The organism is Rivularia sp. PCC 7116 (assembly GCF_000316665.1).
GTDB lineage: Bacteria > Cyanobacteriota > Cyanobacteriia > Cyanobacteriales > Nostocaceae > Rivularia.
Genome location: NC_019678.1, coordinates 497301 through 512270 on the forward strand (window position 1 = coordinate 497301; position 14970 = coordinate 512270).

Sequence of the window (14970 nt, forward strand, 5' to 3'; positions counted from 1 at the left end):
GACGTAGCATTGCTACGTCTCTGCAAGGGTTTGATATTTACTACAGAATGTAAATAAATATAATTCATAGCTTAATGCAGCAAGACCATAGGACTAAAAGATAAATAATTTGATATATCACAATACAAAGGAAAGTTTTCTTCCGATAGGCGCACTCTCGTTTGTATCATTCTTGCCTGCACAGTAGTTTGTAGGCAATACTTTGGCAATATTAAGTTTTTGCTAAGATTTAAATGTCATTCTTCTGTTCGTTAGCATCAATATCTTGCAAAGAAGTTTCAAAGTTCATCCTTTGTTCGGCATTGCGTAAAAAATAACCGCTAATCATTGCTGATGCTAATAATTTACCTAAGTTTTCACGATTAGTATTTATATTTACATTAAAATGATCTGAAGGCAAACTGCCTAAAAGTCCTATAATATTACGCTCTATTACCCCTAAGACTTCAGGAGAAGCTGGTTTAGATAGCTGAGTGATTGCTTCAGGGCTTAAAGAGCTAACATATTGCCATAACAAGTTAGCTGTTTTAGAATCGCCATTAAAAAAATCTGAAGCCCGATTGGATGGATCGCTCATATTTTTACTCCTTATTCTTTTGATTAGTATTTATGTATAAAATAAAACTTGCAAATATTATGCTGTATGCTTCACAGAGTCCTGAATCTCAATATTTTATCTGCGTACACCTAATGTAACAAACTAACGATAGATTGGAAGTAGGTGTAACCGTACCCTGGAATGGTACTTTTTCACCCTATTAATAAAATCATAGATAATAAATTAAAAGGAAGTAAGTATTTTTCTTTCAAAATCCTTACTTCCTCGCCAGATAAAATTGGATATAGAATTTTTTTGTCTTTAACTTAGTTTCAATTTTGCACTTTTCTAACTTTAACTAGCTAAATATTCATTCATATCGCCTTTGGCTTTGCGGAGCTTATTTAAAGCTTCTCGCTCAATTTGGCGTACTCGCTCGCGGCTGATATTAAGCTGTTCGCCTATTTTTACAAGCGTCATTGCTTTTCCATCATTCAAACCAAAGCGCAGAGTTATAACCTGTCGCTGCTGAGGAGTTAGATCCGCTATCAAAGACTCTAATTCGTAGGACAAAGAAGACTGCATGACAAAATCTTCTGGAGAAGCATTAGGATCTTCTAACATTTCTCCAAGCTCTGTATCATAATTGTCTCCCAAACGTAAATCTAATGACAATGGCACGCGAGCCTTTTCTAAATACTCTCGTACCTGTTTGGGAGTCAAATCCAACTCTTGTGCTAATTCAGAAATTGTTGCAGCACGACCTAATCTTTGAGATAGTTGACGCTGCGCTTTCTTAATCTTATTCAGTTTCTCAGTAATATGAATCGGTAGACGGATTGTGCGACCTTTTTCAGCGATGGCACGAGTAATTGCCTGACGAATCCACCAATAAGCATAAGTAGAAAACCTATATCCTTTGCTGGGGTCAAACTTTTCTACACCCCGTTGCATTCCGATACTACCTTCTTGAATCAGATCGAGTAAATCAACATTACGTTTAATATATTTTTTCGCAACGGAAACTACAAGCCGTAAATTGGCTTCTACCATTTTGCGTTTAGCAACTTCGCCTTTTTCTATGGCTTCTTCTAAGTCTTGGGGTTCTAACTTCGCGCGCTCTGCCCACTCATCCAAGGTTGGTTGACGATTGAATTCATTCGTTAGGGATTCCTTGAGCGATTGCAAAACTGTTGCACGATGTACCTGCTTACCGAAAAGTATTTCTTCCTCATGAGTTAAAAGTGGTACGCGACCAATCTCACGCAGATAAGTCCGCACGAGGTCTTTAGGTGTCTGAGCGGTCTTCATAGCGCTAGGCATAAAGGGTAATGAAAATAAGTATTGACGCTTTACAATTAGATAGATGCATAAACCGGGCATACCTCAAAAAAGTTAGATAACCCAGATTCTATAGAGTACAATTCCAGCACCCTAGAAACTCGGCATAATGAGTAATTTTAAGTTTAATTATTTATTGCTAATATTTGCAGTTTCTGAACTTGCTTTACAAGTACCTACAGTTAGATAAAAGGTAGTCAATTAAACATTTGATCTATATTTTATATTATGAATAAGTGTAACATTTATGAAAAAATCTTGACCACCACTAAATCCTATCTTCTATTGTCGCCTGTATTACCGGCAAATAAACTTAAAATTTTCCTAAAGAATGTCTACCAATTTTGAACTTTAGAAGTTTTTATATTAATTTGAGTAGCATTATTCTATATAGAAATGGTAAGCATAAATTTTGTTGGTTAATTTTGTTGATTATTTTAACTCGTGCATCACGAAATCCTATGTAAGAAGTGGGGGAAGCAGAGGAAGAAGATTCTGTGTTTTGGCGAGATAATTCCAAATATCTCAATATCTTTCAAGCCCTCTGCTTCCTCTACTCAGTGAAAAGTTGTTTATCGCACCAAGCAGTAATCCTGAATCAACTTAACATCGAGGTTGGTATTTTGTAGCGAGCGGATGGCAGCAAGAGTTGCTTTTGCCCCTGCAATAGTTGTTAAAATTGGTATTTTGTAGGATAGTGCCATACGTCGGATTAATCTACCATCACTTTGAGCTTCTTGACCGGAAGGTGTGTTAATAATTAGTTGAATTTGACGATTTTTGATCGCATCGACAACATGGGGACGACCTTCATGAAGTTTTAGAATTGGATCTATATTTAATCCATTTTCTTGAAGTACTCGCCGAGTTCCGCTTGTTGCCATTACGGAAAATCCTAATTGGATAAATTCTTTGACTACCGCAATCGCAGCAGCTTTGTCACGATCGTTCATCGATACAAATACCGTACCGCTCAAAGGTAAATGCTCTCCTGCTGCCATTTCAGCTTTGGCATAGGCTTTGCCAAAATCACTGTCTATGCCCATTACTTCGCCGGTTGAACGCATTTCGGGTCCTAAGATGGTATCCGTACCAGGAAATTTATTGAATGGTAAAACCGCTTCTTTAACAGCAATATGTGATGGTATTACTTCTTTGGTAAATCCTAGTTCTTCTAGAGTTTTACCTGACATAATCAAAGATGCTAATTTGGCGATAGGTACGCCGGTTGCTTTGGAAACGAAAGGTACGGTACGAGAAGCGCGAGGGTTAGCTTCTAAAATATAAACTTGAGGAGAATAGCTTTGAACACCTGCAATTGCAAACTGAACGTTCATTAATCCGACAACTTTTAAAGCTTGTGCGAGCTTAATAGTAGAAGTTCTAATTTGTTCGAGAATTGCTTGGGGTAAAGAAATTGCAGGCAGCGCACAAGCTGAATCTCCAGAGTGAATTCCTGCTTGTTCAATATGTTCCATAATGCCACCAATGACGACTTTACCCGTGCTGTCGGCAATTGCATCCACATCCACTTCTGTTGCATTTTCCAAAAACTTATCTATTAATATCGGATGCTCTGGTTCTACCTGTACGGCAAAAGTCATGTAACGTTCTAATTCTGCATCCGAGTAAACTATTTCCATCGCTCTTCCACCCAATACGTAGCTAGGACGTACCACAACCGGATAACCTATACGTTTGGCAACAATCAAAGCATCTTCATAGGTTCTAGCAATACCGTTGGGTGGTTGAGTTATATCCAATTCTTGAAGAATTTTTTCAAATCTTTCTCTGTCTTCAGCGGTATCTATGGAATCGGGAGAAGTTCCCCAGATTTGAGTTTGTGGAGAATTAGATGCCTGTAAATATTCCTGCAAAGGCAAAGCTAACTTTAAAGGAGTTTGTCCTCCAAATTGAACGATTATTCCTACCGGATTCTCAGCTTCAATGATATTAAGGACATCTTCCTTGGTTAAAGGTTCAAAATACAGGCGATCGCTGGTGTCGTAATCCGTAGAAACAGTTTCAGGATTGGAGTTAACCATTATTGTCTCATAACCCGCATCTTTGAGAGCATAAGCAGCGTGACAACAGCAATAATCAAATTCAATCCCCTGTCCGATACGATTAGGTCCGCCACCCAAAATCATCACCTTGGGTTTGTCGCTTGCTATTACCTCGCTTTCTTCTTCGTAACTAGAATAATGGTAGGGAGTAAAAGCTTCAAACTCTGCCGCACATGTATCTACAGTTTTATAAACTGGGATAATCCCTAATTGCTTACGCTTTTCTCGAACTTCATCTTCGGTAGTTTTAGTTGCAAAAGCAATTTGCTTATCGCTAAAACCATATTGTTTAATTTCATGCAACTGCTCTTTTGTCAACTGCTGTAAAGAATTTCGCTTGATAAATTTTTCTACATCCAGCAATTGTTGCATCTTATCTAAAAACCAGGGGTCAATTCCAGTCAGTTCGTAGATTTCCTCAATGCTAATTTTGAGTTGCATTGCGTGACGCACGGCGAAAATCCGCTCTGGATTTGGAGTTCGTAATTGAGCGCGGATTTGTTCCCCGGATGGCAATTTTTCATGGCGATCGCATCCCCAACCAGCACGTCCAGTTTCAAGGGAGCGCAAAGCTTTTTGAAAAGACTCGTTAAATGTACGACCAATTGCCATTGCTTCCCCTACGGACTTCATTTGAGTCGTCAGCACTGAGGAAGAGCCGGGAAATTTTTCAAAAGCAAATCGGGGAACTTTAGTAACCACATAATCGATGGTTGGTTCAAAGGATGCAGGGGTTTCTTTGGTAATATCGTTCTTGATTTCGTTCAAACTATAACCAACAGCCAATTTCGCCGCAATTTTAGCTATGGGAAAACCGGTTGCTTTACTCGCTAAAGCCGAACTGCGCGAAACACGGGGGTTCATTTCAATTACAACAACTTCCCCAGTCATCGGATTGACAGCAAATTGAATATTAGAACCCCCAGTTTCTACACCAATTTCGCGGATTATTTTAATCGCAATATCCCGCAAGCGCTGATACTCTTTATCAGTAAGAGTTTGTGCGGGAGCAACAGTAATAGAATCTCCCGTATGAATTCCCATTGGATCGATATTTTCAATCGAGCAGATAATCACCACATTATCTGCTAAATCGCGCATTACTTCTAATTCGTATTCCTTCCAACCCAACAAAGATTGATCGATAAGAATTTGCGATACGGGTGAAGCATCAATACCAGCTTGCGCCATTTGTTCAAATTCTTCTTGATTATAAGCAATACCGCCACCTGTTCCGCCCATAGTAAAACCTGGGCGGATAATCAACGGATAGCTGCCAATATTTCTAGCTATTACCCTAGCTTCCTCCAAAGACGAGGCTGTACCACTAGGGCAGATTGCAACGTCAATTCGTGCCATTGCATCGCTAAATAGCTGTCTGTCTTCAGCTTTTTCAATAGCTGCTAATTTTGCCCCAATCAACTCAACACTGTATTTATCTAAAACACCATTTTTTGCCAAAGCTACAGCTATGTTGAGAGCAGTTTGTCCTCCCATCGTAGGCAGTAAAGCATCAGGACGCTCTTTTTCAATGACTTTTTCTACTAATTCCGGGGTTAGTGGCTCAATATAAGTACGGTCAGCCGTTTCTGGATCGGTCATAATTGTTGCTGGGTTAGAATTAACCAACACAACTTCGTAACCTTCTTCCTGCAAAGATTTACAGGCTTGGGTTCCAGAATAATCGAACTCACATGCTTGTCCAATAATTATTGGACCAGAACCTAATAATAATATTTTTTGAAGGTCTTGACGACGGGGCATAGTTTTTGCCTTTAAATACGAGGATATGAATCCCGATCATTTTAAGTTCTTTACTGACCATTTATGCTGTTTATTATCAAGGTTTGTTGTTTCGATGACAAAATATTAAGGTATATATCCCCAACCTTAGTAAAAAAAATGTCTGACTCCACATCCCTGACTGGCTTTATAGGCTGTACTATTTATTACTCACTCTTCCAAAAATCATTCGATAATACATTTTTACTAAAAACGATGAAATATACAATTTGCCTAATATTACATTAAAGGTAATTAAGGAATTAACACTAATAAGCAGCTACCTGAATTATTACTAATTAAATTTAACTAATCAAAAAAAATTTTAACTTATATAAACTGAATCATAATCTTATTGACTAGATTCTAACTGTTTAATTAAATAACAATGATAATAATTATCATTTACTAGATAAAGTTTAAACAATATATATAAATAATACTTAGAGTGATAATAATAAATTACTTGGGTACACAATTAAAAATGGCAGAGAAATAATGATGCTTTCTCTGCCATGAATTAAATTTTGAGTTATATGGTTAGTTTTCTTTAATAGGAAAGCAGGCAAAGCTGTTTCAAAAAAGAATTTTAATTACGAGCAGACTGAACAAATCCTAAAGTTAAGCTATCTTTAGCTAGAAAATGAGATAAATGATAGGCACGTTCCTCAGTCTTGAGAAGAATTTGCTCGTACAAGTGTCGTGTTGCTCTATCGCCTAAGCTCTCAGCCTGAGTAGCTTGACGACGAATGACCCCAATCATTGCTTGCTCGGCTTTCAAGTCGTTTTCTATCATTTGACGACAAGAATAGATACCGTCGGATTCTTGTTCAAAGCAGCATAGTTCTGCCAATTTACTGAAGGAAGCAACAGGTACGCCACCAAGTCCATTCAAGCGCTCTCCAATTTCATGGATATGTTCCTGTACTTCTCCATAGCAATCATTAAAAAAGTCGTGCAGCGAATAAAATTCTGAACCTTCTACAACAAAATGATGCTTTTGGTACTGTATATAGAGTGCTTGAAAGCTAGCTAATACAACGTTAAACCCTTCACAAACTGGCTCGGTAACGCTCTTATCAAGTAAGACTGGATTGTCATAAACTTGACCAAAATTTTGTAATAAAGTTTGTGTGTCAGCCATTGTTCTCCTCTCTTATGATCTCTGAATAGCAGTCTAATTTGCTAACTGCTTAATATTTATATCTTAACATCATAAAACATAAATTTTTTCTGTCAAATCTTATATATTTTTGATTTTTTGAGTTCAATCTTTTATTAATTTTTACTAGCTATAAATAGATTTTTCCATTCGCTATTGACATCTTTTTTCTAAATCGCACCACTATTTTGTCAAAGCTGCCTTTATTAGCAGGAGACTAAAAACCTGTATATACCAATACAAACTGACTTTCTTTGGAACAATTTAGACTAATGCCATCCAAACAAAGATCTAATAGAAATGCTTATAGATAAAATTTGCGAAAAACTTATTCTAAGATAGCTAGTATTTTTCTTTATTGAAGCCAAATTGGCAGATTTTATTAAAACCGGATGTGAAGAGATGGAGAAGGTGATAAGGGAAGAACTTTTTTGATATCACTTCATCATTCCTGACTGTTCGCTGTTAACCGATAGCTGGTAGCTAAAGATAAAGTTTTTATTTTTTTTTGAAAATTACTGAGAAATGTTTGCATCTAACATATAATTGTAAAGGCATCTGGGTTGCAAAGTTGAAGCGCTATTGCTATCCAGCTACTGCGAGTTTATTGCACTTTGAGGGTATTAATCTTGAAATCGTTTGATTCGCGATCGCAGACAAAACACGTTGTTGAGGTGAATTGGGCAGACCGTTGGCAAGTCTATCAACGGTTGCAGGAACTAAATATTCCTTCTTGGTGTACTAGTAATCAACCTTTAACAGTTGAAATTGCGAATACCGAAGCTGCAATCCAACTTTGGAGCGTGATGCGACAGCTTAATGCTTCCCGTCAAGACCTAATTTGTACTCTCAAGAAGTGCTTAAATTATCGTCCTGGGCATACGTAATTAGTTCAATATTTTAATACTATCCTTCTAGTTAAAGGGTCATCTGAGGCGTAAATCTTAGTAAATCCTTATCGTTGAGTTTGCTTTGCATCAGTTATTGTAAGGAATAATTAAAGACAATGGGAAAATCTCATCGTACAGAAACATCGGAATTTTGTCTGCAAGGGCGATTTTTAGATTTTGTAATCAAAGATGGTTATAAACTCAGAGGCTTACTGCTAGAAACTGCTGAAGGCGAACGCTATATAAAATTAGCGAAGCATTTGAGGCATTCTTTCGATTTACGTTTACCACCCGGAAGCTGGTTGCAGGTTGTAGGTGAAAAGAAGTACGACACCAAAACTGGTGAGGTTAAATTAAAAGCCGAGCGAGTTATGGCTGCTCGGCAAGAAGCAGAAATTAGACAAGAGGCACTTGCAATACCTTCTGAGAAAAAGAAAGAAAAATCCGCGAAACCTCCCAAAGCCAATACTATATTAGTGTGCCAAAAATCTAGCTGTATGAAGCGTGGTGGTAAAAAGCTGTGTCAGGCTTTAGCTGCTTCTATCAGCGAACGTGGTTTAGAAGACCAAGTTACGATTAAAGGTACCGGCTGCATGAAGAAATGTAAAGCTGGCCCTAACTTGATAATGCCAGATAAAACTCGCTACACCAAAATTCAGGCAGAACAAGTATCCACTTTGATGGATAAGCATTTTGGTCCTAAAGAACAAGTAGAAATTACGATACCAGAAGTTGTAGATGTAAACAGAAAGTAAACTGGATAACATTTAATGCAATAATTTGCTAAGAAGCTTGCAGCTAATGTTTTTAATATCTCTGTATTTCTTGATAAGTATTTTCAACTACAAAAACCCGGCTTGCCTTGCAAACCGAGTTTTTGTAGTTTTATAGTGGTTTATCCAGAAGTCATACTCGCGAAAAATCAATCATCTATGATAAGAATAGCCATCTTTGTGGTTTAACTCATGACTGTCCCAGTGCTCGACAAAACATTTCCCTTTAACTTCTTCCCACTAATTTATCTCTTAATTGTTTAATTCTATCTCTAAACTTAGCTGCTTCTTCAAATTGTAGATTCTTCGCAGCATCTTTCATTTGTGCTTCTAAATTATTAACTAATTGTGGAATATCTTCTAAAGGTATTTCATCAACATGCTCGTCTACAACTTGTAAATCTTGTGCGTTTAATCGTCGCGATACTTCTAAGAAAGATAAAATTGCATTGCTAGATTTCTTCTTTACAATTGGTTGTGGAGTTATGTTATGCATTTTATTGTATGCAGTTTGAATACCGCGACGACGCTCGGTTTCATCGATAGCTTTTATCATGCTATCGGTCATTTTGTCGGCATACAAAATAGCTTGTCCTCTAATATGACGTGCTGCTCTACCAATAGTTTGAATTAATGAACGTTCCGCACGTAAGAAACCTTCTTTATCAGCATCTAAAATTGCCACTAAAGAAACTTCGGGTAAATCTAAACCTTCCCGCAACAAGTTTACACCAACTAGTACATCAAATATGCCATCGCGTAAATCTTGAATAATTTCAATTCTTTGAATCGAATTGATTTCAGAATGTAAATACCTGACGCGGATTCCGTTATCTTCCAAATACTCCGTTAAATCTTCAGCCATTCGCTTAGTTAACGTAGTAATTAAAACCCGTTCGTTGAGGTCAACTCGGTCTTTTATTTCTCCTAATAAATCATCAATTTGACCGTCAGTAGGTCGTACAATAACTTCTGGGTCAATTACTCCAGTAGGTCGAATAATTTGCTCCGCAATATTATCCTCAGAAATTTCCAACTCCCAATTACCAGGAGTTGCGGAAACGAAAATACACTGATTTACTTTTTGCCAAAATTCTTCTGCTTTTAAAGGACGATTATCAGCAGCACTGGGAAGACGAAAGCCATGCTCAATTAAAACTTTTTTTCTTGCTTGGTCGCCATTATACATGCCGCGAATTTGCGGGACGGTAACGTGAGATTCATCAATTACCAACATCCAATCTTTAGGAAAATAATCAATCAAACATTCCGGAGGCTCCCCAGCTTTTCTTCCTGCTAAGTGACGCGAATAATTTTCTACGCCGTTACAGTAACCAACTTCCCGCAACATTTCTAAATCGTAACGACAGCGTTGATCTATACGTTGGGCTTCTAATAATTTACTCGCTTCTTCTAATTGTGCTCTACGGGCTTTTAATTCTGCCTCAATATCCGTGCAAGCAACTTCTAATCTGTCTTTTGGTGTGACAAAGTGACGTGCGGGGTATAAATTTACTGCCGGTAAACTTTGTAATATTTCACCCGTAACCGGATCGATATAACGAATCGCATCTATTTCATCGCCGAAAAATTCAATACGAATAATTCTATCTTCGTATGCAGGACCAATTTCTAAAACATCACCGCGAACCCGAAACTTTCCACGACCCATTTCGATGTCGTTTCGACTATACTGAACTGCTACTAAAGCTCTCAGTATTTCCCTTTGGTCTACTTCCATGCCGACTTGAAACGGAATTGCCGCATTTAAGTATTCTGTGGGCATTCCTAAACCATAAATACAGCTAATCGACGCAACAACAATTACATCCTTACGCTCAAATAAAGACCTTGTCGCAGAATGTCGCAACATGTCAATCTCGTCATTAATTTGAGCGGTTTTTTCAATATAAGTATCGGTAACGGGAATATAAGCTTCAGGCTGGTAATAATCGTAATAGCTAATAAAATATTCCACAGCATTATTAGGGAAAAAATCGCGCAATTCATTACAAAGCTGTGCTGCAAGAGTTTTATTATGAGCCAAAACAAGGGTAGGTTTACCTATTTGTTCTATTACCCTGGCAATAGTGTGAGTTTTTCCCGTACCAGTTGCACCTAAAAGCGTTTGATAGCGAGTTTCTGCTTCAATACTTTCCACAAGCTGCTTGATAGCTTTGGGCTGGTCACCTGTGGGTTCAAAAGGGGCTTTTACCAGAAAATTTTTCATAACAGCTTGTAAAAACTTTTAACCTACTTAATGGTAGCGAATAGTGTCAAATTCCGATATTGAAATCTGAATCTGAAAAATCTTATTTATATACATTTATCTTTACATTACTTAACAATTAAGTTTGACTTATGTCTCATTCTTAAAGATACTTATACCTATAGAGAGTTTTTTAAAGTTACACTTGATGAATAAAAGTAAATTTTTAGTTTACTAATCTTAGTTAAATTCATTTATCTATTAGAGGTATAAGATTATGACCGTCAGCAGTAATGGTAGAAGAACCAGTACTCGACAGAGACGAGCCAAGACTGGAGCGGAAACCAGTAGCAAACTAGAAAATATAAAAGGTGAAAGCATGAGTACAGATAACAGCGTAAATGCAGATAACAAAGCAGTAAAAGTCGAGCCCGCGAAAAAAGAAGTGACTGGAACCCTTGCTTTACCTGGACAGCGTCCTATTACTAGCAGCGATTTGCAAGTAGTTGAAACGATGAATATTATGGGAATTCGGCCCATTACAGCAAACAAGATGCAAGTTACCGATACAATCAACTTATCTGGAATTCGTCCCATAGCTAAGAGCGATTTAGTTGTTTCGGAAACCTACTCCGTTATGGGTAATCGTCCGGTAGCATCAAACGAAATCGATGATAGTTTTTCTTTGATGGGTTTTTTAGATTAAGTTTAAAAGGTACTTAGTTAGCTTTTACAAATTTTGATGGAGACGTAGCACTACTACGTCTCTAAATTGTTTGGAATTGATAATAGATAGAAAAAATTCCCTCCACTAATTTTAAGAGGAGGGGTAATCAGGTGATGGGAATATTGATTAAAAATTAATTACGAAGCTTTTGGTAAATCTTGTGCCGGACGCTTACTATTACGAATACCCTCAATAGCTTCCTTATAACTCTTAGCTTTAAAAACTGCCGAACCTGCAACAATTGCATTCGCACCAGCTTCTAAAACTTGCCAGGTATTGTTGACTTTAAGTCCACCATCCACTTCAATCCAAGGATCGAGTCCGCGCTCGTCACACATTTGGCGTAGCTTACGAATCTTGGGTAAAACTCCAGGAATAAAGCTTTGACCGCCGAAACCGGGGTTAACGCTCATTATTAGAACTAAGTCGCACAGATCCAAACAGTATTCAATCATGTCTAAGGAAGTGCCAGGATTTAGTACAACTCCAGCCTTCTTTCCAAGCTCTTTGATCTGTCCTAAAGTGCGATGTAAATGAGGAGAAGCATTATGCTCGCAGTGAACATAAATATGGTCAGCACCAGCTTTAGCAAAATCCTCTACATACTTTTCAGGCTCCACAATCATCAAGTGGACATCCAAAGGCTTTTGAGTCACCGGGCGAAGCGCTTCCACTATCAGAGGACCTATCGTTATATTGGGTACAAAACGACCATCCATTACATCAACGTGAATCCAATCGGCTCCCGCTTCGTCTACGGCCCGAACTTCGTCTCCCAAACGGCTAAAATCCGCTGATAGAATTGATGGAGCGATAACAACGGGTTTTTTAGAATTTTTATTGATCATGGCTAGTGGGTCTTAAAGCGTCTTCTTCTGTATGCATTGTAACAAAATATTGAGATTTTTCTCAGAAAAAAAAGAAAATAAAATATTGATGATTGGGAATTGCGAATTGGGGATGGGGCATTGGACATTGGGCATTGGTAATTGTCAACTCCTAACTACTAACTACTAACTACTAACAAATGAAAAAATTGACCTGGGTGATTTGGGGATTAAGTGCTTCTTGTGTGAGTGTTCCAGTATTTGCTTTAACTACTTCTGTTGGTAGTGCAGGTATTGATGCTTTAAAGCTGCATAAGCCGCCATATAATTTGTTTGGTCGAAAAATTGCTCTTGGTCAAGTGGAAATTGGTCGTCCGGGTCAATTTGGTTTAGATAAATCTGTTTCTAAAAATCGTTCCATATCTTTAGCAGGTGTTTTCCAGCGCAATAAGCCAGCTAAGTCTAATAAAGGTGTTGACCCTCATGCTTATAATGTTGCTGGGGTGATGGTTAGTAACGACAAAGGTTTTAAAGGTGTTGCTCCAGGAGCGCGCTTGTATTCTTCTGCTGTTGGCTCTACCAAGGGCATGGGTCAGCCCGAGGAGTGTCTATCGGCTCAACATATTGCTCTGCAAAATGGTAATGATGTTCGCGCAATCAACTTCAGTTTTGGCGAACCTCTGAGCCGCGATCCCAGATCTAACCCCGTTTTGGATGGTAAAGCTTTGCTTACATTATGTGTTGATTGGTCTAGTCGCGTTCATAATGTTTTGTATGCGATCGCGGGTAATCAAGGTAAGGGCGGAATTCCCATTCCCACAGATAACTTTAATGGAATTAATGTTGCCTTTTCCTCTCGACGAGGAGAGATTTTTAGAAAGCTTGATGTCTCCAATTTAGTAGCTATTAATCAGTCAATGACTGCGCGTTTATCTGGGAAAGAACTTAATTTAGGTCCTCGGCGCACCATAAATATAGTTGCTCCTGGAAATCGAATTAGTTTGCTAAATCCAAATGGACAAACTAAAAAAGTTACGGGAACCAGTTTTGCAACTCCTCACGTTACTGGAACTGTGGCTTTGCTACAAGAATTTGGCGATAGGATGCTCAAAAAAGCCAAAAAATTACCCCAGCAACAGAAACTTGCTTGGAGTATTGAGTCTCGTCGTCATGAAGTCATGAAAGCTGTTTTACTCAATTCAACCGAAAAAATCAAAGATGATGGAAATGGCTTAAAGCTAGGAATGACTCGTACCATAATTGATAAGCAAAATAAAAACTGGTTGGATTCTGATGCTTATAAAGATGCAGCAATTCCTTTGCATACCCAAATGGGAACCGGACATTTAAATGCTTTTCGTGCTTACCAACAATTTAGTGCCGGACAATGGAGTCCAAAAACAGCAGTACCGGCTATGGGTTGGGATTATCGGGCTATTTTTGCCGGAACATCAACGGACTACACTTTAGCAAAACCTTTACAAAAAGGTAGTTTCGTTGCAATCACTTTAGCTTGGGATAGGTTGGTAGAACTTCGCGATACCAACAGAAATGGCAAGTATGATAAAGGAGAAAATTTTCGCGATCGCGGCTTGAATAATCTCGATTTATATTTAGTCAAGACAGACGACAAAAATAAAGAAAACCGTAGCGCTTGCGCTTCTGTTAGTCGAGTTGACAGCGTGGAACATATTTTCTGCCCGATACCTAAAGATGGTAATTATACAATTCGCGTCAAGTTTAAAAATAGCATTAACGAACCAACTCAGCCTTATGCTTTAGCTTGGTGGACTGCATCTAAATAAGTCGGCGAGAAAGGTTGGAGTTATATTAATAAATATTAATATTCCCAGAGTGTGTTATGCCGCAGGCTAACGCACTTTTAATTTTATATATTGCGTTAGAGGCAGCGATAACAGGTTATTAGCATACTGATTTTAAATATTAGTATTTACTGACTTCGACAGTAAAATAGCATATACAGCAATCCTGAATAATTCATGAATATCAACAAAACCGGTTTGCAATAAAAGCCGGTTTCTTTTAATAGTTTTATTCCCGTTTTCTGGTTGACATAAACTTCAATTATAACATTAAAATTGCGATATTCATAAAATATTTTTAATCAATATTGCGCTTAAAAATAAAAGCATTTTTAATTAAGTGTTTACAACTAAAACCTAATTCGATGAATATAAATATTAGTAAAAATACTACTGACGTTAATTTGTTTATAACTAAAAATATAGTCGTAACCACCAAAAATGGTACTAAAAAAATATAAAGAAGGGAGTTTTACAATGGGTTACGAATATCCAGGTTACTACTTGCAAAATTACTGCGAAGACCAAGCAGTATTTGGCGTACAAGAAGTACTGCAAAATATTGGATATGCAGTAGGCGTGGTTGATGGAAAGTTTGGTCCTGCCACTCAACAAGCTGTGATGAATTTTCAAGCAAATAACGGTTTATCTTGTGATGGAATTGTTGGTCCTAACACCTGGGCTTCTTTGATGAGTTGTGTCGGTTGCTAAGTATTTTGTAACAAAGAATTAAAGCTGCCAAGACAATATTTGACCGGTGCCAGTATTATGCTGGCACTTATATATTTCACAATTATAAATTATTAAAAACAATACATAAATTCTATCTTAA

11 protein-coding genes are annotated in these 14970 nt (G+C 37.7%); 5 read left to right on the forward strand and 6 right to left on the reverse strand.

Annotated features, from left to right (window positions below):
• Positions 1-229: 229 nt before the first annotated feature.
• The 4 genes from RIV7116_RS01900 to RIV7116_RS01915 form a co-directional block, all read right to left on the reverse strand.
• Positions 230-577: a DUF760 domain-containing protein gene (locus tag RIV7116_RS01900; protein ID WP_015116572.1), complete on the reverse strand. Its 348-nt coding sequence runs from the start codon at positions 575-577 to the stop codon at positions 230-232.
• 315 nt (positions 578-892) lie between these two features.
• Positions 893-1849 (reverse strand): RNA polymerase sigma factor, RpoD/SigA family, encoded by a 957-nt coding sequence (locus RIV7116_RS01905; protein WP_044290714.1) that lies wholly within the window; start codon positions 1847-1849, stop codon positions 893-895.
• 602 nt (positions 1850-2451) lie between these two features.
• Complete coding sequence (gene carB / locus RIV7116_RS01910) at positions 2452-5709, reverse strand: carbamoyl-phosphate synthase large subunit (protein ID WP_015116574.1); 3258 nt, start codon at positions 5707-5709, stop codon at positions 2452-2454.
• 607 nt (positions 5710-6316) lie between these two features.
• A complete protein-coding gene (locus tag RIV7116_RS01915; RefSeq protein WP_015116575.1) occupies positions 6317-6871 on the reverse strand; it encodes a Dps family protein in 555 nt (184 codons plus the stop codon).
• A gap of 647 nt (positions 6872-7518) precedes the next feature.
• Here RIV7116_RS01915 and RIV7116_RS01920 point away from each other — a divergent pair.
• Together RIV7116_RS01920 and RIV7116_RS01925 are read left to right on the forward strand one after the other, a co-directional pair.
• Positions 7519-7776 carry an Asr1405/Asl0597 family protein gene (locus tag RIV7116_RS01920; RefSeq protein WP_015116576.1) on the forward strand — a complete coding sequence of 86 codons (258 nt, stop codon included), beginning with the start codon at positions 7519-7521 and terminating at the stop codon, positions 7774-7776.
• A gap of 119 nt (positions 7777-7895) precedes the next feature.
• Positions 7896-8534, forward strand: a complete 639-nt coding sequence (locus tag RIV7116_RS01925) for a (2Fe-2S) ferredoxin domain-containing protein (RefSeq protein WP_015116577.1) — start codon at positions 7896-7898, stop codon at positions 8532-8534.
• Between the two features lie 244 nt (positions 8535-8778).
• Here RIV7116_RS01925 and uvrB read toward each other — a convergent pair whose 3' ends face one another.
• Positions 8779-10782 (reverse strand): excinuclease ABC subunit UvrB, encoded by a 2004-nt coding sequence (gene uvrB / locus RIV7116_RS01930; RefSeq protein WP_015116578.1) that lies wholly within the window; start codon positions 10780-10782, stop codon positions 8779-8781.
• 256 nt (positions 10783-11038) lie between these two features.
• Between uvrB and RIV7116_RS01935 the strand changes: the two genes are divergently transcribed.
• Positions 11039-11467: a hypothetical protein gene (locus RIV7116_RS01935; RefSeq protein ID WP_015116579.1), complete on the forward strand. Its 429-nt coding sequence runs from the start codon at positions 11039-11041 to the stop codon at positions 11465-11467.
• A gap of 158 nt (positions 11468-11625) precedes the next feature.
• Here RIV7116_RS01935 and rpe read toward each other — a convergent pair whose 3' ends face one another.
• On the reverse strand, positions 11626-12336 hold the full coding sequence (gene rpe, locus RIV7116_RS01940; RefSeq protein WP_015116580.1) for a ribulose-phosphate 3-epimerase: 711 nt from the start codon (positions 12334-12336) through the stop codon (positions 11626-11628).
• 179 nt (positions 12337-12515) lie between these two features.
• Here rpe and RIV7116_RS01945 point away from each other — a divergent pair, with 179 nt between their 5' ends.
• Positions 12516-14120: a S8 family serine peptidase gene (locus RIV7116_RS01945; protein ID WP_015116581.1), complete on the forward strand. Its 1605-nt coding sequence runs from the start codon at positions 12516-12518 to the stop codon at positions 14118-14120.
• Positions 14121-14579: 459 nt separating this feature from the next.
• The gene (locus RIV7116_RS01950; RefSeq protein ID WP_232435759.1) at positions 14580-14849 is read left to right on the forward strand and encodes a peptidoglycan-binding protein; all 270 of its coding nucleotides are present in this window, start codon (positions 14580-14582) and stop codon (positions 14847-14849) included.
• Positions 14850-14970: the final 121 nt, after the last annotated feature.